The sequence below is a fragment of the Mesorhizobium sp. M0768 genome (assembly GCF_040320195.1).
Taxonomy (GTDB): Bacteria; Pseudomonadota; Alphaproteobacteria; order Rhizobiales; family Rhizobiaceae; genus Mesorhizobium.
This window is the reverse complement of record NZ_JAMYPD010000001.1, coordinates 348,010-372,823: the sequence shown is the minus strand read 5'-3', so window position 1 is coordinate 372,823 and position 24,814 is coordinate 348,010. Positions and strand designations below refer to the sequence as shown.

Below are 24,814 nucleotides of genomic sequence, written 5' to 3'. Positions count from 1 at the left end.
AAATTCAGACCCCGAAGGCGATGCCGGTCCTGGTCTGCGTCGTCAGCCCGCGCATGCAGGCATTCGGCTCGGCGCCGGCGCATTCCGTGGCGCTGTTGATCAACACGCGGCTGACCTTGCCGCAATCCGTGCCGGCAAGATCGAAACGCGTCACCTTGGTCTTGCCTGCCGGCAGCTCCTTGAAGTCGAGCACGGTCAGCCGCTCGACGACGCCGGCCTCGTTGAACAATGCGATCTCGAATGCCGCCTTGGAAAGGTCGGCGCCGAGATTGTTGGTGACCACGAAGGTCAGGCGGCAGCCCTTGTCGGAGGGCTGCGCGCCGTTGAGCTCGAGGATCAGCGCCGGTGCTTGCTGTTGTGTCCACGCTGGAGCCGCCGCAAGCAATATTGCCAGCACTGCGGCGAACAGACGAAGGGATGCCGTCATGCCTTTCATTGTCTCAGCCTCCAAACCTCATGGTCGCCGCCAGCTTCAGGGTGACGCCTGGCTCGTAGACAACACTGGTGGTTGATGCGTTCAGCGGGTTGGCGTATTTGACGTCGAACAGATTGTCGGCGCGGAAATCGACCTTGAAATTGTCGGTTGCCTGGTAGCTGGCGAAGGCATTAACCAGCGTGTAGTCCTTGGCGACGGCGTTGCCCTGCGGCTTGCCGTTGTATTGCACCTCGCCGCCGACGGTCAGCCTGTCCTCGAGGAAGCGAAAGCCGAGTTGCCCGGTGACCTGGGAGGAAGGGACGGTGACAAGGTCCGCCCGTTCGCCTTCATAGGAAATCGTATGGCCGTCGGTGAACGACGCCGAAAGCCCGGCAAAGCCCCAGGCGGCATCATAGACGCCCTCCATCTCGAAACCGTGGATCTTGGCCTTGGCGAAGTTCTGATACTGGAAGCAGATCGGGATGCCCGGGCCGAACGGGCAGCCGCTGGTCGGGTCGAACGGTGATAGCGTTACGCCATCAATGTAGTCGTCGACGTTGTTGTTGAAATAGGCCGCCTTCAGCCGCAGCGCGTCATCAGCCTCGATGACGCCGTTGGTGCTGTAATTGACGCCAAACTCCACGGTCTTGCCGGTTTCGGGCTTGAGATTGGGATTGGGGAGGAACGGGAAGCTGACGCCGGCTGGATGGTTGCCGCTGATCAGGGTCTCCGACAGCGACGGAGAACGATAGCCTTCAGCGTAGGTGCCGTAGAATTGCAGCCCGGAAAGGCTGGCGCTCTCGAAGGGCGAAATGCCCACTGTGATGCGTGGCGACAGCCGGTCGCCAGAGGTTTCGCCGACATCGCTGTCAAGCTTGTAGCTGTCGTAGCGCAGCCCGGCGATGATCTCGAGCCAGTCCCAGGTGAGCTTGTCCTGAACGTAAGCGCCGGAGACGTTCCTGTTGCCCGAGGGCGTATAGAAGCTGTCGCCGCCCGCCGTGCCGCCTGTCTCGACATCGTCGCCAACCCAGTCGCCGCCATAGGTCAGCTCATGCGCAATGCCGACGGCCTCGAATCTCGACGTGTTCCAAATGTCGATGCCGGAGGTGCCGATGTCGAACGTCGATTTCGAACCCGCCGGCAAAACCACGGGCAGACCGGTGACCGGATCAAACCGGTTTTGCGCGACAAGGGTCGTCAGATCGAGCTTGGTCTTGTTGTAGGATGCGTTGATGTGGAGGTCGAGCCAGCTCTTGTCTTGGTCGGTGATGTTGTAGCGGGCCGTGAAGGTATTCGCCTTCAGGTCGGCGTCGTTCACCGGCGCGCTGCCGCTGGTCTCGGTCCATCCGTCGTTCGAGCCGATCCAGCCCAGCTTCAGCTCGCTGTTTTCGCTGGGGCGGATGGTCGTCTTGAGGAGGCCGCTCAAGACGTCGAAGCCGGTGCCCGCTACAGTGTCGCCGCCGCCATGCTCGTAGTCGTCATAGTCGCGGTAGACGATATTGCCAAGCACGTCCCAGTTCTCGTTGATCCGATAGGCGCCGGTGGCGCTGGTGGTCCAGCCTTCGCCGTTGGTTTCGTAGCGCCCGGTCGCGGATGCCGCCCAGGTCTCGTCGGGCTTGAGGAAATCCTGCGCATCCTTGGTGTCGAAAAATACGACGCCGCCGATCGCCCCGGAGCCATAGGTGTTGGCGACCGGACCGCGGATCACATCGACGGATTTGATCAATTCGGGATCGATGTAGAAGGTCGATTGCGTGCCATGATCCGAGCGCTGGAAATTCTGGCGGGCGCCGTCGACGATGACGGAGACGCGGCCGAAGTCCTGCAGGCCGCGGATGTTGATGCTGGAACTGACACGCCTTGCGTCGGCCTGGACGGCGACACCCGGCACACCGAACAGCATTTCGTTGGGCGTCGTCGCCATGCGGCGCTCGAGCTGTTCCTCGTCGACATGGCTGGCTGAAGCAAGCGACTCGATCGCCGTCTCGCCGGTACGGCTGAGGATCAGGATCTTGTCGAGCAGTGTGGTACCCGCCGGGGCCGGCTTTACCTTTTCGGGCTGTTGAGACGGGTCAGTCTGCTGCTGGTCGGCTGCCGCTTGGGCGGCCTGCTGGGCGCCGGCCGGTGTGGCGAGCAGCGGGATCGCCGCCGCGCCGGCCAGCAACGCGGCCATTTTGCTTGTCATAGAACAATGTGTCAGGCCGCTGCCCGCCAGCCGTCCCCAATTCGCCAACCCCATGCTGCAACTCCAAGAATCCATGTTCGATGCTGGCTGGCTTGGGGCTCGCTGGCATTTTTCATCGCGTCCGGCGTCTTAAATGTTGACTCATTTACTCCGGTATTGCACTGCTAGATAACATGATCATTCGAGTCAAGAATTGAATCGGCATTTCACGCAGGCGCCGCGCCAGATGCCCGGCACAGGAAAGGGATCGAACCAATGAACACGCACAATCCCAGCGACTTTCGCTATCGCGTCCGCCGTTCCGACGAAAATTCCGTCCGTTTCGACCGGGTCCAATCGGCCGTGAGAACGCTGTCCAGCAACACGCTGTTCCAGGGCGAGCACGAGATCGGCATCGAGCATCATGGTGCGCTGTACCGGCTGAAGATCACCCGGCAGGGCAAGCTCATCCTCAACAAGTAGGTGGCAGAAATGGACCAGCGCGTAAAACCCGCCCCGCACGAGATCCGGCGGGCACGGGCAGACAATCCGAAAATGCGCGAGCGCGACCTCGCCGCCCAGCTCGGTATTTCGGAGGCCGAACTGGTCGCCGCGCATTGCGGCGACGGCGTCGTGCGCGTCGAGCCGCGTGTCAACGACCTTTTGACTGGCCTCGAAGCTGTCGGTGAGGTGATGGCGCTGACCCGCAACGAAAGCGCGGTGCACGAGAAGATCGGCGTCTACGACAAGGTTGTCACCGGTAATCACAATGCCATGGTGCTCGGCGAAAATATCGACCTGCGTATTTTCCCAAAAGTCTGGGCGCACGGCTTTGCCGTGGAAAAGCGCGATGGCGCCGACATCCGCCGCAGCCTGCAGTTCTTCGACACCGCAGGCGAGGCGGTACACAAGGTGCATCTCAGGCCAGCCTCCAACCTCTACGCCTATCAGAAACTGGTGGCCGGGCTGGAATCGCCGAACCAGGAGCCGACGGTGGCGATTTCAGCGGGCACGGCTGACGAGACCGAGACTGCGGACAATTCGGCGAGCATCGACGATCTGCGCGACCGCTGGAGCCGGCTGACCGACGTGCACCAGTTCTTCGGCATGCTGAAGACACTGAAGATCAGCCGCCGACAGGCGGTGCGCATGGTCGGCCAGGACTACGCCTGGCTGGTCGACAAGGATGCAGTGAACGCCATGTTCAACCACGCCGCTGCCGGCGCCATGCCGATCATGTGCTTTGTCGGCAATCGCGGCTGCATCCAGATCCATTCCGGCCCCGTCGCCTCGATCAAGCCGATGGGACCATGGCTCAACGTGCTCGACGAGACCTTTCATCTGCACCTGCGGACCGACCACATCGATGAGGTCTGGGCCGTGCGCAAGCCGACCAGGGACGGCCATGTCACGTCGCTCGAAGTCTATGGCGCCGACGGCAAGATGATCATCCAGTTCTTCGGTAAGCGGCATGAAGGCGAAAGCGAGCGCGACGACTGGCGCTTTCTGGCCGAAAACCTGCCGCGTATCCCAAGCCCGACCGCAGCCTGAGGAAAACGACGATGGTTCTTGTCTCCAGGCTGGCATCGGTCTCCAGGTCGGCGCTTGGTCCTGCGGCCGCCGTTTTCCTGGCCTTCGCCGCGCTGATAACGGCTCAAACCGCTGAGGGCATCGCGACTTTCGCCGATCGCTCGAGGATCGTGGCCATCGGCTGCTCGATCACGGAGATCGTCTACGCGCTCGGTGAACAGGATCGCCTTGTCGCACGCGATTCGACCAGCCGATATCCGCAAGCGGCGGTGGAACTGCCGGATGTCGGCTACATGCGCCAGCTGTCGCCGGAGGGTGTGCTGTCGGTCAATCCGTCGGGCATACTGGCGCTGCACGGCAGCGGACCGAAGGAAGCCGTCGACGTGCTGAAGAAATCGAGCATCCCGTTCATCGAGGTGCCCGAGCGCTATGACAATCAAGGCATTCTCGAAAAGATCCACATCGTCGGCAAGGCGCTCGGCACCGAGGCCAAGGCCGATGCGCTGGCGGCCCAGATAGGCGCCAAGCTGAAGGTAGCCGAAAAGCAGACCGCCTCGATCAAGGATCGCAAGCGCATCCTGTTCGTGCTGTCGATGCAGGGCGGCAAGCTGCTTGCCGCCGGCAGCGACACCGCCGCCGACGGCATCATCAAGCTTTCGGGCGGCATCAACGCCATCGACGGCTTTGCCGGCTACAAGCAATTGTCGGACGAGGCAGTCATCACCGCCAGGCCCGACGTGATCCTGATGATGAACAATGCCGGACCGGCCACCGCGGATGACGAATTGTTTTCGAACCCTGCCGTGGCTTCGACGCCGGCGGGTGCCGCCCGCAGGCTGATCCGCATGGACGGCGGCTACCTGCTCGGCTTCGGCCCGCGCACGGCCGACGCCATCCACGACCTCGCCGTCTCGCTCTATGGCGGCCAGGTCACGGATTGAGCGCGATGGCCGATCATTCGATCGCCGGTGCGGCGGGCATCATGGCGACGGCAGCCGAGGGTGATCGTTCGCGGCGCGCCCGCCTCGTCATCGTGCTGCTCTGCGTCGGGCTGGCTATCGCCGTGCTGTTGTCGCTGACCTCCGGCGCATCCGATGCCTCGGCCATCGGCGTCATGCATGATTGGCTGTTCGGCGCGTTGCCCGGCGACGCGGCATTGAGCGCCCGCGACCGCCTGATCATCCATGACATCCGTCTGCCGCGCGTTGTTCTGGGCGTGCTGATCGGCGCATCGCTTGCAGTCTCCGGTGCCGTCATGCAGGGGTTGTTCCGCAATCCGCTGGCCGACCCCGGCCTGATCGGCGTTTCGGCCGGATCGAGCCTCGGTGCGGTCGCCGTCATCGTGCTTGGCTCGACCATGCTGGCGCCGCTGACTTCGGTGCTCGGCACGATGGCTTTGCCGCTGGCTGCGTTCTGCGGCGGGCTGGCGACGACATTGCTGCTCTATCAGGTCGCGACACGGCAAGGCCGGACCTCGGTCGCCACCATGCTGCTCGCCGGCATCGCGCTGGCGGCGCTTGCCATGGCGCTGACCGGCATCCTGATCTTCATGGCCGACGACCGGCAATTGCGCGACCTGACCTTCTGGCAGCTCGGTTCGCTGGGCGGCGCAACCTGGCAGAAGATCGGCTCGGTCGGGCCGGTCATCGTGCTGGCGCTGGCGGCAATGCCGTTCCTGGCGCGCGGCCTCAACGCGCTGGCGCTCGGCGAGGCCACGGCCGGCCATCTCGGCATTCCGGTTCAGCGGCTGAAATACACCGCGATTGTCGGCGTCTCGGCAGCGGTCGGCGCGTCGGTCGCCGTCAGCGGCGGCATCGGTTTCGTCGGCATCGTCGTGCCGCATCTGCTGCGTCTGCTGATCGGCCCCGATAACCGTTACCTGCTGCCGGCATCGGCCCTGCTTGGTGCGGCGCTGCTGCTTTTGGCCGACGCCGTCGCCCGCACCATCGTCGCGCCGGCCGAATTGCCGATCGGCATCGTCACCGCGGTCGCCGGTGCGCCGTTCTTCCTGTGGATCCTGCTGCGCAAGCGCGGCGTCATCGACTTGTGAGAGTTTGCCTATGATCAAAGCGCGCGATGTCTCGGTGGCGATTGGCGGCAAGCGCATCGTCGCCAACGTCGATTTCGAGGCGCGGCCGGGCGAAGTCGCGGCCATCGTCGGCCCCAACGGTTCGGGCAAGACGACCTTCCTCAGAGCACTGTCCGGCGATCTTGGCTATTCGGGAGAGGTCACCGTCAACGGCCGCAATCTATCGGCGATGAAGCCGATCGAAGCGGCGACGCTGCGCGCCGTGCTGCCGCAGGCGACGACGCTGTCCTTCCCGTTCACCGTGCGTGAGATCGTCAGGCTGGGCCTGGTCGGCGGGCGTTCCGGCGCGCTGCCCGGCGAGGACCAGCGCCTGCCCGAACGGGCGCTGGCTCGCGTCGACCTCGACGGTTTTGCCGGCCGTTTCTACCAGGAGCTGTCCGGCGGCGAACAGCAGCGCGTACAGCTTGCCCGCGTGCTCTGCCAGGTGTGGGCGCCGGTGCTCGACGGCAAGCCGCGCTATTTGTTCCTCGACGAGCCGGTGTCCAGCCTCGACATCAAGCACCAGCTGATCATCATGGACATCGCGCGTGATTTCGCCAGACGGGGAGGCGGCGTGTTCGCCATCCTGCACGACCTCAATTTGACGGCAATGTATGCCGACCGGATTTTCGTCATGCATCGCGGCAGGCTCGCCGCTACAGGTTCGCCGCAACAGGTGCTCAGCGACGAGCTGATCGAAAAGGTCTTCGATTGCCGGCTGAAGGTCGGCGTGTTGCCGGCGGCAAACATGCCGTTCGTATTGCCGCAGTCGGTCTGTTGATATTCAGGTGATGCCGGCCTGCAAATGGCGGTTTCCTGCGCTTCCGGCCTTCGCCGGCCGAAGCATTCATGAGAGGTGCGGCAGTTAAGGCTATGGCCGGCGCAGGCCGGTACTCACGTACCCAAACGTACGCTCCGTTCCGGTTCTCGGAACCCACCATTTTCGGCTCGGCCTGACCTGAATCTCAACAGACCTCACCAACTGAGATGCGACCAGAAATCAGGCGGCCGGCGCCCTTTGCACCAGCATGTCGATGCCGAGCAGGTGCCGCACATTCGGGCGCGCCGCCACCAGATCGGCGATCGTGTAGCGCGACAGCACGGCGAAGAAGGCGTTGAGCGCTTCGCGCAATGCCGAATTCAGCGCGCAGCTGTCAACCAGCGGACATTCGGCGGCGTCGTTCTCGAAGCACTCGGCCATGGCAAAGCTTTCCTCCGTTACCCGTACGACATCGAACAGGCTGATTGATTCGGCCGCGCGGCCGAGCCTGACGCCGCCATTCCTGCCGCGCACCGTTTCGATCAGGCCGTTTTCGACCAGCGGCTGCAGGATCTTGAACAGGAAAAGTTCCGATACCGAATAGGCGGCGGCGATCTCGGGGATGCGGCTCAACCGCTCGGTGTTGGCGGCGCAATACATCAGAATGCGCATGGCGTAGTTGGTCTGACGGGTAAGCCGCATTGTGTCCTCACATAACAGTGGTTGGCGTCAATATGGCCTATAGTTTGGAACAATTCCAGACTGGCGCTGCATAATAGATGAATTCCGGCGTCAAGTTTGCGTGCACGATTGCGCGCACCGGAACCAGCGGCGCGCTTTCTGGGGCAGGCGACACTAGATAAGTTCGCATACACGATCAGGAGCGGCCCATCATGTCACGACCAGCCCCGGCATTTGCATCCGTCGCGTCCGTCCGGTTCGACGCCGATGCCAAGCTTTCGGCGCTCAGGCGCACCAAGTTCGTCGCCGCCGCAGCACTTGCGTTTTGCGTGCTGGTCTTTGCGGTGGCGAAATCGCTCGAGAGCCGGCATGCGTGGTTGGGCTTCGTCGCCGCTTTCGCCGAGGCGGCGACGATCGGCGGCCTGGCGGACTGGTATGCGGTGGTGGCACTGTTTCGGCGGCCACTTGGCCTGCCGATCCCGCATACGGCCATCATCCCGGAAAACCAGAATCGCATCGCCGACAATCTCGGCCGCTTCATCGAGGTGAATTTCCTGGCGCCGGAACCGGTGCGCGAAAAGCTCGCCGAGGTCGATTTTTCCGCGCTGGTCGCGGACTGGCTGGCCGACCCGAACCGCGCCGCCGATTTGTCGCGCTTCGTCGGCCGGCTGGTGCCGCAGACGCTGGCGGCGGTCGAGCAATCCGGACTGCGCGGCTTCGTCACCAGCCGTATGCTGGAGCAGATCGAAAAGGTGCCGCTGGCGCCGCTCGCCGCCGAGCTGCTGTCGGCGCTGACTGACGATCGCCGCCACCAGAAATTATTCGACGAGTTCACCAAGGTGGTCGGCCGCTTCCTGAGCGACGAGCAGGCGCTGGCGACGATGCGCGAGAAGATCCGCGAGGAACTGCCGTCGCTGTTCAACCTGTTTCGCGCCGACGCCTATCTGTTGAAGAAGATCATTGCGTCGGCCGACTCGCTGCTCGATGAGGTGCGGGCCGATCCGCACCATCCGATGCGAGCCGAATTCGACCTTTTCGTCGAAACCTTCGTCAAGCGGTTGAGGACATCCAAACAATATGCCAGGCGCGCCGAAAAGCTGAAGCGCGATTTCCTTGCCCGGCCGGAGCTCAGCGCGCTGGCCGGCGATATGTGGGACAGCCTGCGGCTGTTCATCGAACAGGACGCCAAGGCGCCGAATTCGATGATCCGCGACCATCTCGCCACCATGTTCGTCGAGGTCGGCCGCCATCTTGCCGACGACGCGCAGATCAGGGCCGACATGAACCAGGGGTTCATCGTGGCGCTGGCGTCCTTCGTCGAAAGCCAGAAGAGCGGCGTGTCGAAGTTCATCGCCGACCAGGTCAAGCGCTGGGACCTCGCGCAACTGACAAGGCTTATCGAAATGAACATCGGCAAGGACCTGCAATATATCCGCTTCAACGGCATGATCATCGGTGGCCTTGCCGGGCTCGTGCTCTACACTGCCGAACGGCTGTTTCTTGTCGGCTGACTCGTCCGAATGGACCGCTGAGCTTCGCTGCACTATCTTCCGTGCATTGGCGGGGTTCACGGCAACAGGGGGAGAGAACCAGCATGGCAAAACGACCGGAGTCCGAGTCCTTCATCGACATGTTCGGCAAATTCGGCCGCGACCTGAAGCTGCCGAATGTCGATGTCGAGGCGATCCTCGCCCACCACGCTAAGAACCTGGAAGCGCTGGAGAAGTCGGCACGGGCGAGCGCCGCTGGAGCCTCGGCGCTGTTGTCAAGGCAACGCGAGATGCTGCAGGACACGCTGCGCGAAATCACCGACATGGCACAAAGCTACAGAGCGCCCGGCAATCCGCAGGAAATGATGCAGAAGCAGGCGGCGTTCGCCAGGAAATCCTTCGAGACCGCGCTGAAGAATGCCGGCGAGATGGCCGAACTGGCGAGGGCGTCCGGCACCGAATCGATCGAAATCCTGCGCAGCCGCATCAAGGAGGCGATGGAGGAGATCCGCGCCGGCCACGACAAGAGGTAGCTCTTCCCCGGCAGCACACTTGCTGGCGGCGAAGACTGGCGGTTCGCGGGCCGAAGATTATGCGCTGGAATCGCATTGGCGAATTGACAGGGGCGGCCCGTCGTGGTCCGGAACAGGCAAGCGATCGGGAAAGCAGGAATGACGCAGATACGGCCGAGGACGCCGCCGACCTTCGAGCAACTTAGGGCGATGGCCGGGCAGGAGTTGGGCGTTTCGGACTGGACGCTGGTCGATCAGCACCGCATCGACCAGTTTGCCGAATGCACGGGCGATCATCAATGGATCCATGTCGATCCCGAGCGGGCGAAGCGGCAAAGCCCGTTCCGCACCACGATCGCGCATGGCTATCTGACCCTGTCGATCATCGGCGCGCTGGCGCTCGAGATGGGGATCGTACCCGAAAACACGCAGGCCGCGTTCAATTACGGTTTCGACAAAGTGCGCTTCGTGGCGCCGGTCAGGGTCGGCTCGCGTATCAGGCTGCGCACCACGCTGTTGTCGATGGAAGACAAAGGTCCGGGGCAATATCTGATGAAGGCCGCCAATACGGTCGAGATCGAAGGCGAGCAGAGGCCGGCGCTGACCGCCGAGACGCTCGTCATGCTTTACGCACGCCGCAAGCGGGCAGGGGCCTGAGAGCACAGCCTCAGGCCAGCAGGCTTCCGGCAGCGCGAATCAACGCGACATCGCCTGTTCAAGCGCCCTGAAAATCCGGTCATCTCCGGACTGCGCGACGTTGAAGCGCATGAAACGGCTGGCCGACCGGGACAGGCTGAACGCATTGCCGGGCGCAAGCACGACGTTGGCCGACAAAGCGTGACGGGCGACGTCCGCGGCATCTATTCCCTCCGGCAGCCTGCACCATAGAAACATGCCGGCCGGCTGATCTATCCACGGCACGATGCCGATTGCCCTGAGCCGGGTGCCGGTTTCTTCCATGGCGCGCGAGAGCCGCGCGCGCAGCAGATCGACGTGCTTGCGATAGAGGCCGTCCTTCAGCAGCGTCAGCACCAGTTCGGATGCAAGTCGCCCGCTGCCAAAGGATGTGGCGATCTTGAGATCGGTCAAACCTTCCATCCAGTCGCGAGGAGCGGCGATGAAGCCGCAGCGCACCGATGCCGACAGCGTCTTGGAAAAGCTTCCGATATGGATGACCCGGCTGAGGCCGTCGAAGGCCGTCAACCTGGGCGCCGGTGTGTGTTCGAAATCGGCGAAGATATCGTCCTCGATGATCGTCAGCCCCGACGGGTCGGTGAGCTTCAGCAGCCGATGGGCAACGACCGGCGACAATATCGCGCCGGTCGGATTGTGGAGCGCCGAATTGGTGATGTAGAGGCGCGGCCGATGCTCGTTCAGCGCTTGCGCGAACAGCTCGATGTCCGGACCCGAGCGCGTGTAGGGGACGCTGATCACCTTGGCCCGATGGGCGCGCAACAGGGCATGGAAGTTGAAGTAGCAGGGATCGTCGACCAACACCGTGTCACCCGGTTCGAGCAGGAACCGGCACAGCAGGTCGATCGCCTGAGTGCCCGATTCCGTCAGCATGATCTGGTCCGGGGAGGCTTCGATACCGTGCTCGGCCATGCGCCGCGCCAGCAGATGGCGTAGCGCCGGCAAGCCGAGCGGCGTGCCGTAGTCCGTTAGCGCGGCGTCGTCGGCGCGGGCCGTCGTCCGCAGTGCCCGGCGCAATCCAGCCTCGGGCATCCATGTTGCCGGCAGCCAGCCGCAACCCGGTTTCAGGACGCCGTCGCCGGCTTCCAGCGATTGGCGCGAGACCCACAGCGGGTCGACGGCACGGTCAAGCCTGGGGCCGATCTCGGCCAGCGACAACGGAGCCAACGGTCCGGCGGCATAGAAACCCGAGCCCGGCCGCGAGCGGATCATGCCTTCCGCCGCAAGACGCTCATAGGCTTCGACCACGGTGGATTTGGAAACCTGCATGGCCTTCGCAAACGCCCGGATCGAAGGCAGCCGCGTTCCCGGTGTCAGGCTGCGCGCGGCGATCCTGTGCCTGATCGTCGCCATGACGCTTTCGACAAGCGTCCGGCTGCCCTCATCTGTTGTCGTCTGCTCATCCATCCGTACTGCTCGCCCTACCATGACGGTTTTGTCAAACTGTACCTGATTGTCTCTGGCGGAGCCAGACGCCCGGCCCGATAGAGGGCGAAATCAGCGGGGCATCGATGGACAAGGCGGCGAGTAGTTGGGCGGCGAGTGGCTGGGTCAACGGGTTCATAGGCGTGCTGATCTTCAGCGGTTCGCTTCCGGCGACGCGCGTGGCGGTGATGGATTTCGATCCGGTGTTCGTAACGGTCGCCCGTGCGGCTTCGGCGGGCATCCTCGGCCTGGCGCTGCTGCTCGTTTTTCGTCAGAAGCGCCCGGAGCGGCGAGATCTGTTCCCGCTGGCGATCGTGGCGCTTGGCGTCGTGGTCGGCTTTCCCCTGCTGACGGCGCTGGCGCTCAAGCACATCACGTCGGCTCACTCCATCATTTTCGTCGGCCTGTTGCCGTTGGCGACCGCGATCTTCGGTGTGGTTCGAGGCGGCGATCGCCCGAAGCCGGCGTTCTGGCTGTTCTCGTGCCTCGGCAGCGCCCTTGTCGCCGGTTTCGCAGTCACGCAAGGCCTGTCGGTCTCGCCGCTCGGCGACATCTTGATGCTGGCCGCCATCATCGTGTGCGGATTGGGCTATGCCGAAGGAGCGGCGCTGTCGCGCAAACTCGGCGGTTGGCAGGTGATTTCGTGGGCGCTGGTGCTGTCGCTGCCCCTCATGCTGGCGCTGACGTTCATCACCATGCCGCCGTCGCTCGAAAGTGCCGGCAGGGGCGCATGGATTGGTCTGGCCTATGTCTCGCTGTTCAGCATGCTGATCGGTTTCGTGTTCTGGTATCGCGGCCTGGCGCAAGGCGGCATCGCCGCGGTCGGGCAGTTGCAACTGCTGCAGCCCTTCTTCGGCCTTGGGCTGGCGGCAGCGCTGCTGCATGAGCAGGTCTGTCCCGCCATGATCGCCGTCACCGCCGGCGTCGTGCTTTGCGTCGTCGGTGCCAAGAGATATGCGAGATAGGTGCGCCGGCTGCCGGAGTTGCATGCGAACCGGGTGGAATCCTCAAGGATGCTTGGCAACGATATCAGTTCGCCCGGCAGTGGCGCGCGCTGAAAATACCGCAAGGATCAGCGCCATCAGCACCAGGCCCGTCGCCACCTGGAAAGTGACCTGCATCCCTCGTGCCGCTGCCGCAGGTGCCAACACTGCCAAGCCAGTGCCTTCCCCAGCCGATGCGAAGGCGAACACCGCGCCCATCACCGACGCACCGGTGATCAGGCCGAGATTGCGCGACAGATTGAGCAGGCCGGAGACGACGCCACGCTGGTCGGATGCGACGCCCGTCATCACGGCCGAATTGTTGGAGGTCTGAAACAGGCTGTAGCCGGTGCAGACGATGATGATTGGTGCGACATAGCCGGCAATGCCGAATTCCGCCCGCGACAGAGCAAAGGTGCCAATAGCGAGATCGAACAGGCCGACGATCATCATCCGGTTCGCCCCGAAACGATCGACCAGGCGGCCGGCCGGCAGCGCCGCCAATGCGGTAACCAGAGGGCCGGTCGACAGAACCAGCCCGACCATGGCTGCGTCCAGCCCAAGCGCGCGCGACAGATAGAATGGTGCGACCACCAGCGTCGCCATCATCACCGTGGCGACGATCAGGTTCATGGCGAGGCTTGCGTTCAACGCCTGGTCGCGGAACCTCGCAGGCTGGATCAAGGGGTTCTGGACCCTTGTCTGCGCAATGACAAACAGCAGACCAGCCACGGTGGCAGCAATCAGCAAGCCGACATTGAGAGAACCAAAACTGCCACGCCCAAGGGTCATGGCGAGCGCATAGGCGGCTAGCGTCAGCGCGAGCAAGGCCGTGCCGATGCCGTCGAAACCGCGCCGACCTGGCGTCTTTTTTCCGGCCGGCAGGAAGCGCCAGGCAAGCGCAAAGGCCAGCACCCCCAACGGCAGATTGATGAGGAAGATCGCGCGCCAGCCGAGGCCGGCGATCAACAGTCCGCCAAGGGAGGGGCCAAGCGTGGTGCCGATCGCCGACATGGCACCGAGCAGGCCCATGGCGCTGCCGGTTTTATCCCGGGGAACCGCGTCGGCGAAAAAGGCCAGCGTCAGAGCCATCATGACGGCCGCGCCGAGCCCCTGTGCCGCCCGTGCGGCAATCAGCAGCCAGAGCGTCGGCGCGAGCCCGCAAAGCACCGATGCGAAGGTGAACAGGGCGATGCCGCCGAGCAATAGCGGGCGGCGACCGACTATATCGGCGAGGCGCCCGGTACTGACAATCAAGGTGGTGATGGCGAGCAGATAGGCCAGGACGACCCATTGCACGAGCTGGAACGATGCGCCGAATGCCTGCATCAGCGATGGCAGCCCGACGCTGGCGATGCTGGTGGCGAGCGACGACAGCAGCGTTGAAAGCGACAGGCTTGCCAATGCCCATCGGGTCGAGCGTGCGCTCACCGGGGCAACTTCGTCCCAGGTCTTCTCAGCGGTCGATGCCAACGTGAACTCCTTTGCCGGCAGCCCCCAAACCGGAGCTGTCGGACGCTATTCCCTCGCATGATGTGGCGGAAGGCGCAGTATTTGCATCTTATTCGTGCATGAAACGCCACATCGCGGCCGAGCTGTGCTACGGTCCTTCCATGTCGTCACCAGATCTCAATCTGCTTGTCGCCCTCGATGTGCTGCTGACCGAGGGCAGTGTGGCGCGCGCGGCGGGGCGGCTGTGCCTCAGTCCCTCGGCGATGAGCCGGACGTTGGCGCGGTTGCGCCAGGCGACGGGCGACCCATTGTTGGTCCGGGCCGGCCGTGGCCTAGTTGCGACGCCGCGCGCGCTCGAATTGCAGCAACAGGTAGGCCGCGTCGTTCAGGATGCGGAAGCGCTGCTGCGCCCGGCCAAGCCCCTCGACCTCTCTGCTCTCGACAAGGTCTTCACGCTGCGCGCCAACGAAAGTTTCGTCGAGGAGTTCGCACCGCGTCTTCTGACCCGTGTCGAAGCGGATGCACCTGGCGTGCGGCTGCGTTTTGCGCCGAAATCCGACAAGAACGACATGTCGTTGCGTGACGCGGCGGTTGATCTCGAAATCGGCGTCGCTGGGGAAACCAGCCCCGAAATGCGTATTCAGGCGCTGTTTCGCGACCGCTTCATCGGTGCGGTGCGAACGGGCCATGAGCTGAGCGAGGGGCCGGTGACGGCGGAACGCTATGCGGCCGGCCGCCACATCAGCGTTTCGCGGCGTGGCCGCGAAAAGGGCCCGATCGACGAGGCCTTGAAACTGGTCGGTCTCCAGCGGACGATCGTGTGCATGGTTTCCAGCTTCTCGGCCACGCTCGCCATGGCGCGCGCCTCCGATCTGATCGCCAGCGTCCCCGAACGGCACACGCTGGGCGCGCGCACGGGCATGTACAGCTTCCCGTTGCCGGTCGATATCGAGGAGGTCACCATTTCGATGCTGTGGCATCCGCGACTCGATGCCGATCCGGCACAACGCTGGCTGCGAGCCTGCGTGCGGGAGGTCTGTGCGTCGTTTCGCTGATCCAGGCTCAGGGCGTGATCTAGAATCTGGTCACCACGCCGATGCCTATGCCTTCGAAGCCGCCCATCGCCATCAATGCGGCCGGCGCCTCTTCGAGGCTGATCTTCTTGCCGACCAGCAGTTCGGGTTTCAGCTTGCCGGTACGGATCATCTCCATCATCGCCTGGTAGCGAAACGCCTGCATGCCGTGGCTGCCGCGGATTTCGAGCTCGAATGCGATCACCTTGTCCATCGGTATCTGCGGCCTGGCATGGTCGCCGAGCATCAGGCCGACCTGCACGTGGCGGCCGCGACGGCGCAGGTTCGCGATCGAGTTGAAAGAGGTTGTGGGGTGGCCGAGCGCGTCCATCGACATATGCGCGCCGCCATTGGTGATCTGCTTGACCGCCTTGACCACGTTCGGCGTCTTTGCCGCGTTGATCGTCGCCACCGCGCCGATCTTTTTGGCAAAGTCCAGCTTCTCGTCCGTGAGGTCGATGGCGACGACATTGGCGCCCATGGCGCTGGCGATCATGATCGCCGACAGGCCGACGCCGCCGCAGCCATGCACGGCAACCCATTCGCCGGGCGTCACCCGGCCCTGATCGACGATGGCGCGGAACGAGGTGACGAAGCGGCAGCCGAGGCTAGCGGCGGTGGCGAATTCCATCTCGTCGGGCAAGCGTACGAGATTGGTGTCGGCATGGTCGATGGCGACATATTCGGCGAACGAACCCCAGGCGCTGAAGCCGGGCTGGAACTGATGTTCGCAGACCTGGTGGTTGCCCGACGTGCATTCGAAGCAGCGGCCGCAGCCGACGGCAAACGGCACAGTGACGCGCTCGCCGCCCTTCCAGCGGGTCACCTGGTTGCCCACCGCGGCCACGACGCCGGCAAGCTCGTGGCCAGGCACATGCGGCAGGCGGATACCGTCGTCGTGCCCCATCCAGCCATGCCAGTCGCTGCGGCAGAGGCCGGTGGCCTCAACCTTGATGACGACGCCTTCCGGCGCCGGCGTCGGATCCGGCACGGTCTGGATCGTCGGCGCCTCGCCGAATTTTTCGAAGACGACGGCTTTCATCGGCTGTTCCTCATGACTTCTGCGATTTGCGGTCTATTCGGCATCGATCTGGTTCTCAGGCGCGGCCTTCTGGAACGCCGGCAGCGCCGTGCAGGCGGCATTGATGCGCGAGATCGTCGGGTAGGGCGTCATGTCGACGCCGAAGCGGGCATTGCTGGTGACCTGTGCGACCAGGCAGATGTCGGCCAGCCCCGGCGTGTCGCCATGGCAGAATGTCTTGGTCTCGGGCGAGGAAGCCAGAATCTTTTCAAGCGGCTGGAAGCCTTCGTTGACCCAGTGCCGGAACCAGTTGACGACATCCTGGTCGCCGGCGCCGAACAGTGTGCGCAGCGAGGTCAGCACGCGCAGATTGTTCACCGGATGGATGTCGCAGGCGATCATCTGCGCCAGCATCCTGACGCGGGCGCGGCCAGGCGCATCCGTGGGCAGCAGCGGTGGCTCAGGCGTGGTCTCGTCGAGATATTCGATGATCGCCAGCGATTGCGTCAGCAGCGTGCCGTCGCCCAGGACCAGTGCCGGCACCAGCCCTTGCGGATTGACCGCGAGGTAGGCGGGTTCGAGATGCTCGCCGTGGCGCAAATGATGCGGCACGTAGTCGTAGGACAGGCCCTTCATCTCCAGCGCGATCCGCACCCGGTAAGAGGTCGAGGAGCGGTAGTAGTTATGGAGGACGATGTCGCTCATCGGATCGGTTGGCCGATGGTCAGTTCGATTTCGCCGATGCCGTCGACGCCACCGGTGATCTTTTCGCCCGGCCCGACGGCGCCGACGCCAGCCGGTGTTCCGGTGAAGATCAGGTCGCCGGGCTTAAGCTCTAGCGCCTCGCTGCAAATCGAGACGATGTCGGGAACCGGCCAGATCAGTTCGGCGAGGTCGCCGTCCTGCCTGATCTCGCCGTCGACCGCGAGCCAGATGCGGCCCTTGTCGGGATGACCGGATTTTTGCGCCGGAACCAGCGGGCCGCAGGGCGCTGAACGGTCGAAGGCTTTCGACCAGTCCCACGGCCTTGCCGCCTTTTTTGCCTCGTCCTGAAGGTCGCGGCGAGTCAGGTCGACGCCGACGCCGTAGCCCCAGACATGGTCCAGCGCGCGCTCGCGCCGGATGCGGAAGCCGGCTCCGCCGATCGCGACGACCAGCTCGATTTCGTGATGCAGGTTTTGGGTCAGCGGCGGGTAGGGGATAATCGTGCCCGAACCGACCGCCGCATCGACCACTGCGTCGCCTGGCTTGGTGAAGAAGAAGGGCGGGTCGCGCTCGTCATTGCCGAGCTCGCGGGCATGAGCGGCGTAGTTGCGGCCGACGCAGAAGATCCGGCGCACCGCAAAACGCTCCGGCGAGCCGGCCACGGCCACCGACGAGGTTGCGGGCAGGGGAAGGACGAAGCCGGTCATGCACTGTCTCTGTTCAGTGGATCTGTCCGCGGCACATTCGGCCGATTTGGGCAAACGGGCAAGGCATTGGATGGCGGAAGAGCAGGCCTGCCGCACGGTGCCGCGGAAATCGCCGGTACATTTTGCTCTGCCGGCCAAGATGGAGATGTACCATTTGCCGTTAGGCTGGCCATGGCGCGCAGCGCCTGCCGCCAACGCCTGAGACTGTCGACCGTTGGTTTCGAGTAACGGACGTGAGAGCCCCTTTTCGGTCCGTCCTGTACTTCGGGCGTGTCGTTATCTCGCACTTGCACAAAGCTCTGGTGCGCTGCAATATAGCTGGAGGAATGCGGCCTTCCGCCCGCCTTTCGCAGGTTCAATGAAGGGACCGGCATGACGGACATCTCCGCGACGCGTCTTGTCGTGTCCAGGCCTGTGGCCGATAGCTCGGCAAGAACCAGGCTTGCCTATCTCGACGGCTGGCGCGGCCTGTCGATCGCGCTGGTGCTGATCGGCCATTTCTTCCCCGTTCCCGGCATCAATCTCGGCGTCCTGGGCGTCGAATTCTTCTTCGTGCTCAGCGGCCGGCTGATGGCCGAGATCCTGTTTGTCGAATACTATCCGCTGAAGAAATTCTTCAAGCGCCGGTTCTCCCGCATCTACCCGGCACTGCTGATTTTTGTCGTCGCCGCGATGGTTGCCTTGTCCGGCACATTCATCGCCTTCAAGTGGAAGGCGGCGCTGACGGCGCTGACGTTCACCTACAACTATGCCGGAATTCTCGTCACCCGCGCCGGCGCGCTCGACCATATCTGGTCGCTCTGCGTCGAAGAGCACGCCTATATCATCCTGGCGCTGATCAGCGTCGTCGTCTCGGGGCGGTCCCGGGTCATCATGTTGCTCGGTGCATTGTCGGTGCTGGCCATGGCAAACGGCGCCATCTCCTACTGGGTGCTCGCAATAGGCTACGAGGGCACCTATTGGCGCACCGACGTGCACATCGCCTCGATCCTGCTGTCGGCGGTGATATGCCTGCTCAAGGCCGACGACAGGCTGCCGGCGCTGTTCAAGGGGCCACATGTCGCCCTGGCGGCCTCAGTACTGGCTGTGCTCCTTTTCATGGCTGCCGTGCCAACCCCGATCCATTATCTGGTCGCGGTGCCGCTGCTGGCACTCGCCGTCAATTCGCTCGACTTCGGCAGCCGGTATCTGACCGGGTTTCTATCGTCCCTGCCGATGACGATGCTGGGGCTGTGGTCGTATTCGCTCTATCTTTGGCAGCAGCCCTTTTATCAATTCGTCGACATAAAAGGCAGTTCGCCGTGGTTGATGCTTACGGCGGCGTTCGCTTGCGCGCTGTGCAGCTACTACATCATCGAAAAGCCGGCCCGCTCCTGGCTGAACCGCAATTGGTAGGGCGAACGGCGCCCGCCGTTCAGCCGGCGATCCGTCTTGCATAATACCGCACGACTTTCCTGCCGCCGTGGATTACCGCGTCGCCCACTTCCGCAAAGCCGAGTGCGGCATGGAAGGCGTCCGAAGCCGGATTGGGTGGCTCGGCATTGACTTCGCAGGTGACGATCGCCTGGCCCGCGCGTGACGCCTGCTCGAACAGATCCTCATACAGCCGGCGGGCATGGCCGCGCCCGCGCGCTGCGGCGGCGACCACGACGCGATCGACATAGACGAACCGCGGGTAACGCTGGCGAAACCACAGGAAGTTCGGGCTGTCGTAGCTGGCGTCCTGGTCGAAGGTCATGATGAAGGCTTCGAGCGTACCGATGCGGCGCGTGTAAAACGCTTCGGCGAGCAGGAAGGACAGGCGCTCGGGTTCGAGCCACGACAATTCGGCGGCATGCTCGTTGTTGAGCGCGAGGATTGCGGACTCATCCTGCGGCGAAACCCGTTCGATCGGCAAACGCACTTCGATCATGTTGTTCGATCTTCCAGGATCACAGCCGGGCGGCTGCGATGGTCGCCGCCACCATCGCCTCATCGGTCACGGTGTTGCGGTATTCGCGGTCGAGGTCGGTGCCGCCCATGCCGACCCTTGGGTTGCGGTAACGCATAGCGCTCTGCACGTCCTTGAGCGCGGCGAAGTGCATTTCGCTCAACCCGGTTTTCCTCCGCACCTTGCCGATGTTCTCGGGATCAAGCCCGCCGCAGCCGAGGATGATGATGCGGTCGCCGGCCTGCCTGACAAGATCGGCGAGCAGGTCCGCGCCCTCGAGCGCCGTGTCGCGCTGGCCGCTGGTCAGCACGCGGCCGACCTTGCAGCGGATCAGCGTCTCCAGCGCCTCTGTCGGGTCGCGGGTCATGTCGAAGGCGCGGTGGCAGGTGACGTTCAAGTTTCCCGCCGCCTTAACCAATTCGCTCATGCGCTGTTCGTCGATGGTGCCGTCGGCAGTGAGGCAACCGACGACGACACCGGCGACGCCGAGCTCGGCAAGCGCGCCGACATCGGCGAGCATCGAACGATATTCGGCTTCGCCATAGAGAAAATCGCCGCCGCGCGGCCGCACGATGACGTGGAAGGGGATCGTCGCCAGCTCGAGCGCCGTGCGCACCGTGCCGAAGCTCGGTGTGATGCCGCCCTCGATCAGGCTGGCACAGAGCTCGACACGGTCGGCGCCTGCGGCTTGCGCGGCCAGCAGGCCGTCTATGCCTTCGACGCAGATCTCGATCAGCGGCAGGCGAGGGCGTTCGGTCTCGATCATAGGCGATCCGTCGATGATTTCAGCTGCCCAGCGGTAGCATCGGGCATGGTGCGATGAAAGCCGGAACTGTTGGCTCAACACGCGACAGGGCGGCCGGCGGTGCTCCAATTTTGCCGCTTGACATATCCATAACCGTTCAGCTATATGTCGATTCATAGCTAGCGAGTTATTGATTGATTAACAGCACAGCCGACCGAAAGCTAAATGTGCGGCCGGCAGAAACACGCCTAAGGAGACCACCATGCAAGCACGGTTGAAAAACCCGGTGATGCTCATTCCCGGCGCCTTGCAGGCACTGCTCGCGCTGGACAAGTCGACGGAGACGGCCGACCTGTCATATGTGACGCGCAAGCTCGTCCATTTACGCGCCAGCCAGATCAACGGATGCAGCCTCTGCGTCGATATGCATGCGCGCGAATTGAAGAAGGCCGGCGAGAAGGACGAGCGCATCTTTGCCGTGTCCGCATGGCGGGAGACACCCTACTTCACCGACGCCGAACGCGCCGCGCTGGCACTGACCGAGGCGGCAACCCGGTTGGCCGATCGGCCGGATCCGGTGCCGGATGCAGTCTGGGACGAGGCCGCCCGGCACTATGACGAAAAGGCGCTTGCCGCCCTGGTCGTCCAGATTGCCCTGATCAACGCATTCAACCGGCTCAACGCAACCACCAGGCAGATGGTCGGCGCCTGGGGCTGAACGGGGCCGGGTTCTCGAAAAGCCACTTCAGATCCGCAGCTTGTACGAATTCGCGCGGACGAAGTCGATGAAGGCCCGCAGCTTCGGCGGTACCAGGCGGCGGCTCGGATAATAGAGGTGGAGCGGCTCGTAAGCGGGACAGAAAGGCTCCAGCACCTTGACCAGCGCGCCTGAGGCGAGAAGCGGCGCGGCGAGGCCCTCGACGGCGAAGGCGAGGCCCAGCCCTTGCGCGGCGGCGGTAATGCACAGCGGAAGTGTGTTCACGACCAGACATGCGTCCGGCGTGAATGCGACTTCGCGTCCATCCACGGTGAACTCCCAGGGCGAAATCGCGCGCGTGCGGGTGAGGGCGAATGCGATGCAGCGATGGGCGGCGAGGTCGGCCGGCCGCTTCGGTGTGCCTTTGCGCGCCAGATAATCGGGGCTACCCACCACGACCATCTGCAGTGGCCCGCCCAGACGCGCGCCGATCATGTCTTTCTCGAGAAGCTCGCCGATGCGCAGGCCGGCATCGAAGCCCTCGGCGGCGATGTCGACGAAGCTGTCGTCGAAAATCAGACTAAGCCGCACTTCGGGATAAGCATCCATGAACGGCCGCATCAGTGGCTCTATCAGCAGCGGCGCGGCGATCCACGGCAGGCTGAGGCGCAGCGTGCCGGCGGGACGGTCGCGAGCTTCGCGCAGTGCCGCGCCAGCCGCCCAGATATCTTCGGCTGCCGGGCGCACGTGGTCGAGGTATTCAGCGCCAGCTTCGGTCAAGCCAACGCTGCGGGTCGTCCGGTTGAGCAGCCGCACCCCCAGGCGCTCCTCGAGCCCCTTGATCGCCTCGCTTAACGAGGCCGGAGCGACGCCGAGCTCGGCGGCGGCGCGGGTGAAGCTTTTGGCCTCGGCGACTTTGACGAAGGCGACGATGCCGCTGAACTGGTCGAGGCGCATTGTAAGGATTTTCCAAATAGCCCTGTCGAATTCTACCGGTTTTTCCGGCGAACGAAAGGCGTCATGTTGGGTCTGACGAACGGGCCTCGGTGTTGGGAACGGCTCGAACAGGCAAGGAGACAGGACCGATGACCAGGCTTGCTTTACTCGCCGCCGGCACTCTTCTGGCGGTGTCTGCCGCCCCGGCGCACAGCGGGCCACTGGAAGACCGCAATATCCAGCTCATCAAAGGCTATTACGCAGCTTACGCGACCGGTAATCCCGAGGCCGTGCGGCCCTTCCTCGCGCCCAACATCGTGTGGCGCATTCCCGGCCATCATCCGCTCGCCGGCGACAAGCGCGGGCCGGACGAGGTGGTCGCCTTCTTCCGCGGCCTGGCCGACGGCAAGTTCAAGGCCGAGCCGATCTTCTTCCAGGCGCAGGGCGACCTCGTTGTCGACGTCCATCGCGGCTGGTCGAATGTCGGCTCAGGTCCCGAGATCGACCAGTTCTACGCGCTGATGTTCCGCATCAAGGACGGCAAGATCGCCGAGGCACAGAATTTTTTGACCGACATGTACCAGTCGGACGCTTTCTACTGGGCGCATTACCCGCTGAAGCCGCTGCCCGGCCGACTGGCCGGCCAGCGCTGAGACGGCGGTCTTTCTCGCAACGCGCCGCGCTTCTCGCTCCAAGCCAAAGGAGACTTGCGATGCTTAAAACCCTGACCCTTGCCGTAGCAACCACCGCCGCGCTCGCCGCCTCCAATGCCGTCGCCGCACCGCGCGTCGAGCGCGTCACATTCTCTTCGCATGGTGAGCAGCTTGTCGGCGAGCTCTATCTGCCGGAGGATCTGGACGAGGCAAAACCTCGGCCGGCGCTGGTCGTGACCGGCGCCTGGATGACGGTGAAGGAACAGATGCCGGCCCGCTACGCCCGCGAGATGGCCGATCGTGGCTTCGTCGCCTTGACCTTCGATTTTCGTGGGTGGGGCGAAAGCGGCGGCCTACGCCGCCAGTACGAGGATCCTAGGGCCAAGATCGCCGACATCGAAGCGGCGGTCGCCTATCTCTCGCGCCGGCCCGAAGCCGATCAGGACCGCATCGGCGGGCTCGGCATTTGCGCCAGCTCCGGCTATATGGTCACCGCCGCCGCCGAAAACGCCGCGATCAAATCGGTCGCCCTCGTTGCGCCCTGGTTGCAGGATGCCGAAGTGGTCGAGCAGGCCTATGGCGGCCGGCATGGCGTCGCCAGGCTTGAGGCCGTGGGCGATGCGGCCGAGGCTGAGTATCGCCGCACCGGCAAGCAAGCGTTCTTGCCGGCCGCGAGCCTGACCGACGAGCGCGCGGTCATGTTCAAGGTGCCCTATTACACCGAGCCCGATCGCGGCATGATCCCGGCCTGGCGCAACGAGGCCGATCCGGCGTTCTGGCGCGGCTGGCTGACGTTCGACGCCATCCAGGCTGCTCCGCGCCTGCACCAGCCTTTTTTGATGGTGCACAGCGAGGCGGCTGCCATTCCGCAGGGGGCGCACAAATTCTACACGCGGCTGACCAGTTCCAAGCGGGAGCTGTGGCTCGACAACGTCACCCAGTTCGATTTCTACGATCGTGCCGCGCCGGTGAAGGCCGCAAGCGATACCGTCGCCGCGCACTTCCGCGCGACGCTGGGCAGTGCGGGGGAGGCGGGACAATGAGCCTCGTCACGCGCCGGCATGTCCTGGCCTCGGCGGTTTCCGCTGCGATGATTTCCGCCGTCTCGGCGCCCGCCTCGAGCGCTCCGGGAGATGCGCTGACGGTCAAAGACAGGATCGCAATCGCCGAGGCGATTGCCGGGATCGGCCTCTATGCCGATCTGCGTGAATGGAACCGGGTCAGATCCTATCTCGCAGCCCGTGTCACGACCGACTACACCAGCCTCTTCGGCGGCAAGGTCACGACTAGCGGCCGCGACGCGTTGATCGCGCAGTGGCAAGGGCTGCTGCCGGGCTTCGACGCCACCCAGCACCTCATAACCAACATCACCGTCGAGGGCGCGGGCAATGACGCGGTCGCACGCAGCCATGTCCGCGCAACCCACTGGATCGGCGGGCGGTTCTGGACGGTCGGTGGCAGCTACCTCCACCGGCTGGTGCGGACGCCGGAAGGTTGGCGCGTCAAGGCAATCTCCATCCGCCGCTTGTACGAAGAGGGGGATCGCGCCGTTCTGGCCGCTGCGGCCGACCGGGTAAAGGCGAAGGCCAAATGAGTGTTCGGGTTTGCGCAGGCCCAATCGCGCGGCGAGGTTGCTCGGAGCATCGGCAACGTGAATATTGATCGAAATGTCGGGGCAGGCTTGGCGCATGCGGCATTAGTGCCGCCAACCGCGGAGACAGGACATGACCCTTTCATTGCAGGAGGTTTCCGATAGGCTTGAGATCGAACAGCTGCTTGTTCGCTATTGCTATGCGGTGGACGATCGCGACTGGGAAGCCTATCGCAAAATATTCACACCCGATGCCTTGCTTGACGACACTGTAACAGGTGGAATCAGGAGCGGTGTGGATGAGCATGTTGCTTACATGAAAGGCGCCCTTTCCAAGATATTGATCTCGCAGCACGCCATTTCGACAATCCTTCTGGATCTCCGAGGGGACGAGGCCAGCGCGCGCGTGCATTGTTCATGCCCGATGGTGGTAGACCTCGGCGAAGGCAAAAGGCAGGTCTTCTTCCAGGGGCTTTGGTATCGAGACCGCGTCGTACGCACGTCCGAGGGCTGGCGCATAAGTGAACTGGTCGAGGAAGGCTATTGGAATCACAATTTGCCGGAGGGGTTCGCGTTCTGACGT

General features: G+C 63.8%; 27 protein-coding genes. 16 read left to right on the top strand and 11 right to left on the bottom strand.

Translation table 11 applies throughout. The features are described 5' to 3' along the window. Positions 1-4 precede the first annotated feature (4 nt). On the bottom strand, positions 5-436 hold the full coding sequence (locus NKI08_RS01805; protein WP_352766840.1) for a hypothetical protein: 432 nt from the start codon (positions 434-436) through the stop codon (positions 5-7). A 4-nt stretch (positions 437-440) separates the two neighbouring features. Beyond that, complete coding sequence (locus NKI08_RS01800) at positions 441-2,654, bottom strand: TonB-dependent hemoglobin/transferrin/lactoferrin family receptor (protein ID WP_502899542.1); 2,214 nt, start codon at positions 2,652-2,654, stop codon at positions 441-443. Positions 2,655-2,855: 201 nt separating this feature from the next. On the opposite strand from NKI08_RS01800, the gene hemP reads away from it, so the two are divergent. Genes hemP through NKI08_RS01775 form a run of 5 tightly spaced genes read left to right on the top strand, consistent with a single transcriptional unit; the run spans position 2,856 to position 6,958 of the window. Further along, a complete protein-coding gene (gene hemP / locus NKI08_RS01795) occupies positions 2,856-3,062 on the top strand; it encodes a hemin uptake protein HemP (RefSeq protein ID WP_352451949.1) in 207 nt (68 codons plus the stop codon). Between the two features lie 9 nt (positions 3,063-3,071). Beyond that, the gene (locus tag NKI08_RS01790; protein WP_352766836.1) at positions 3,072-4,130 is read left to right on the top strand and encodes a hemin-degrading factor; all 1,059 of its coding nucleotides are present in this window, start codon (positions 3,072-3,074) and stop codon (positions 4,128-4,130) included. An 11-nt stretch (positions 4,131-4,141) separates the two neighbouring features. Beyond that, the gene (locus NKI08_RS01785) at positions 4,142-5,050 is read left to right on the top strand and encodes a heme/hemin ABC transporter substrate-binding protein (RefSeq protein WP_352766835.1); all 909 of its coding nucleotides are present in this window, start codon (positions 4,142-4,144) and stop codon (positions 5,048-5,050) included. 5 nt (positions 5,051-5,055) lie between these two features. Next, a complete protein-coding gene (locus NKI08_RS01780; RefSeq protein ID WP_352766833.1) occupies positions 5,056-6,159 on the top strand; it encodes a FecCD family ABC transporter permease in 1,104 nt (367 codons plus the stop codon). 10 nt (positions 6,160-6,169) lie between these two features. Beyond that, a complete protein-coding gene (locus NKI08_RS01775; protein WP_352680055.1) occupies positions 6,170-6,958 on the top strand; it encodes a heme ABC transporter ATP-binding protein in 789 nt (262 codons plus the stop codon). A 219-nt stretch (positions 6,959-7,177) separates the two neighbouring features. On the opposite strand, the gene rirA is transcribed toward NKI08_RS01775, so the two are convergent. Next, positions 7,178-7,639 carry an iron-responsive transcriptional regulator RirA gene (gene rirA, locus NKI08_RS01770; RefSeq protein WP_023676431.1) on the bottom strand — a complete coding sequence of 154 codons (462 nt, stop codon included), beginning with the start codon at positions 7,637-7,639 and terminating at the stop codon, positions 7,178-7,180. Between the two features lie 191 nt (positions 7,640-7,830). On the opposite strand from rirA, the gene NKI08_RS01765 reads away from it, so the two are divergent. From NKI08_RS01765 to NKI08_RS01755, 3 genes are all read left to right on the top strand, one after another. Continuing rightward, complete coding sequence (locus tag NKI08_RS01765) at positions 7,831-9,129, top strand: DUF445 domain-containing protein (protein WP_352680056.1); 1,299 nt, start codon at positions 7,831-7,833, stop codon at positions 9,127-9,129. Positions 9,130-9,212: 83 nt separating this feature from the next. Next, a complete protein-coding gene (locus NKI08_RS01760; RefSeq protein WP_023676429.1) occupies positions 9,213-9,641 on the top strand; it encodes a phasin family protein in 429 nt (142 codons plus the stop codon). A 138-nt stretch (positions 9,642-9,779) separates the two neighbouring features. Continuing rightward, positions 9,780-10,277, top strand: a complete 498-nt coding sequence (locus NKI08_RS01755; RefSeq protein WP_023676428.1) for a MaoC family dehydratase — start codon at positions 9,780-9,782, stop codon at positions 10,275-10,277. A gap of 39 nt (positions 10,278-10,316) precedes the next feature. On the opposite strand, the gene NKI08_RS01750 is transcribed toward NKI08_RS01755, so the two are convergent. Further along, entirely contained in the window at positions 10,317-11,720 is a 1,404-nt protein-coding gene (locus NKI08_RS01750; RefSeq protein WP_352766830.1) for an aminotransferase-like domain-containing protein, read from the bottom strand. A 104-nt stretch (positions 11,721-11,824) separates the two neighbouring features. Here NKI08_RS01750 and NKI08_RS01745 point away from each other — a divergent pair, with 104 nt between their 5' ends. After that, positions 11,825-12,703, top strand: a complete 879-nt coding sequence (locus NKI08_RS01745; RefSeq protein ID WP_352766828.1) for a DMT family transporter — start codon at positions 11,825-11,827, stop codon at positions 12,701-12,703. Between the two features lie 42 nt (positions 12,704-12,745). Here NKI08_RS01745 and NKI08_RS01740 read toward each other — a convergent pair whose 3' ends face one another. After that, positions 12,746-14,194 carry an MFS transporter gene (locus NKI08_RS01740; RefSeq protein ID WP_502899540.1) on the bottom strand — a complete coding sequence of 483 codons (1,449 nt, stop codon included), beginning with the start codon at positions 14,192-14,194 and terminating at the stop codon, positions 12,746-12,748. A 140-nt stretch (positions 14,195-14,334) separates the two neighbouring features. Here NKI08_RS01740 and NKI08_RS01735 point away from each other — a divergent pair, with 140 nt between their 5' ends. Next, a complete protein-coding gene (locus NKI08_RS01735; protein WP_352766967.1) occupies positions 14,335-15,228 on the top strand; it encodes a LysR family transcriptional regulator in 894 nt (297 codons plus the stop codon). Between the two features lie 19 nt (positions 15,229-15,247). On the opposite strand, the gene NKI08_RS01730 is transcribed toward NKI08_RS01735, so the two are convergent. From NKI08_RS01730 to NKI08_RS01720, 3 genes are read right to left on the bottom strand one after another with little or no spacing between them, the layout of a single operon-like run. Beyond that, positions 15,248-16,288 (bottom strand): zinc-dependent alcohol dehydrogenase family protein, encoded by a 1,041-nt coding sequence (locus tag NKI08_RS01730; protein ID WP_352500893.1) that lies wholly within the window; start codon positions 16,286-16,288, stop codon positions 15,248-15,250. A gap of 33 nt (positions 16,289-16,321) precedes the next feature. Further along, positions 16,322-16,972, bottom strand: coding sequence for a maleylacetoacetate isomerase (maiA, locus tag NKI08_RS01725; protein WP_352766826.1), 651 nt, complete (start codon positions 16,970-16,972; stop codon positions 16,322-16,324). Next, the gene (locus tag NKI08_RS01720; protein WP_352614016.1) at positions 16,969-17,679 is read right to left on the bottom strand and encodes a fumarylacetoacetate hydrolase family protein; all 711 of its coding nucleotides are present in this window, start codon (positions 17,677-17,679) and stop codon (positions 16,969-16,971) included. Before NKI08_RS01720 ends, maiA begins: the two co-directional genes overlap by 4 nt. Before the next feature lie 372 nt (positions 17,680-18,051). On the opposite strand from NKI08_RS01720, the gene NKI08_RS01715 reads away from it, so the two are divergent. After that, entirely contained in the window at positions 18,052-19,074 is a 1,023-nt protein-coding gene (locus NKI08_RS01715) for an acyltransferase family protein (RefSeq protein ID WP_352766824.1), read from the top strand. A 19-nt stretch (positions 19,075-19,093) separates the two neighbouring features. On the opposite strand, the gene NKI08_RS01710 is transcribed toward NKI08_RS01715, so the two are convergent. Together NKI08_RS01710 and NKI08_RS01705 are read right to left on the bottom strand one after the other, a co-directional pair. Further along, complete coding sequence (locus NKI08_RS01710) at positions 19,094-19,591, bottom strand: GNAT family N-acetyltransferase (protein WP_352766822.1); 498 nt, start codon at positions 19,589-19,591, stop codon at positions 19,094-19,096. A 19-nt stretch (positions 19,592-19,610) separates the two neighbouring features. Next, positions 19,611-20,375 (bottom strand): copper homeostasis protein CutC, encoded by a 765-nt coding sequence (locus NKI08_RS01705; protein ID WP_352614019.1) that lies wholly within the window; start codon positions 20,373-20,375, stop codon positions 19,611-19,613. Between the two features lie 241 nt (positions 20,376-20,616). Here NKI08_RS01705 and NKI08_RS01700 point away from each other — a divergent pair, with 241 nt between their 5' ends. After that, positions 20,617-21,072 (top strand): carboxymuconolactone decarboxylase family protein, encoded by a 456-nt coding sequence (locus NKI08_RS01700; RefSeq protein WP_352470362.1) that lies wholly within the window; start codon positions 20,617-20,619, stop codon positions 21,070-21,072. Positions 21,073-21,099: 27 nt separating this feature from the next. On the opposite strand, the gene NKI08_RS01695 is transcribed toward NKI08_RS01700, so the two are convergent. Next, on the bottom strand, positions 21,100-22,008 hold the full coding sequence (locus NKI08_RS01695) for a LysR family transcriptional regulator (protein ID WP_352539714.1): 909 nt from the start codon (positions 22,006-22,008) through the stop codon (positions 21,100-21,102). A gap of 128 nt (positions 22,009-22,136) precedes the next feature. Here NKI08_RS01695 and NKI08_RS01690 point away from each other — a divergent pair, with 128 nt between their 5' ends. The 4 genes from NKI08_RS01690 to NKI08_RS01675 all read left to right on the top strand — a co-directional run bounded on the left by NKI08_RS01690 (position 22,137) and on the right by NKI08_RS01675 (position 24,811). Next, positions 22,137-22,640 carry a nuclear transport factor 2 family protein gene (locus NKI08_RS01690; RefSeq protein ID WP_352490639.1) on the top strand — a complete coding sequence of 168 codons (504 nt, stop codon included), beginning with the start codon at positions 22,137-22,139 and terminating at the stop codon, positions 22,638-22,640. Positions 22,641-22,699: 59 nt separating this feature from the next. Further along, entirely contained in the window at positions 22,700-23,683 is a 984-nt protein-coding gene (locus NKI08_RS01685; RefSeq protein ID WP_352766819.1) for an alpha/beta hydrolase, read from the top strand. Next, positions 23,680-24,234, top strand: a complete 555-nt coding sequence (locus NKI08_RS01680) for a nuclear transport factor 2 family protein (protein ID WP_352766817.1) — start codon at positions 23,680-23,682, stop codon at positions 24,232-24,234. Before NKI08_RS01685 ends, NKI08_RS01680 begins: the two co-directional genes overlap by 4 nt. 130 nt (positions 24,235-24,364) lie before the next feature. Continuing rightward, on the top strand, positions 24,365-24,811 hold the full coding sequence (locus NKI08_RS01675) for a nuclear transport factor 2 family protein (protein ID WP_352539721.1): 447 nt from the start codon (positions 24,365-24,367) through the stop codon (positions 24,809-24,811). Positions 24,812-24,814: the final 3 nt, after the last annotated feature.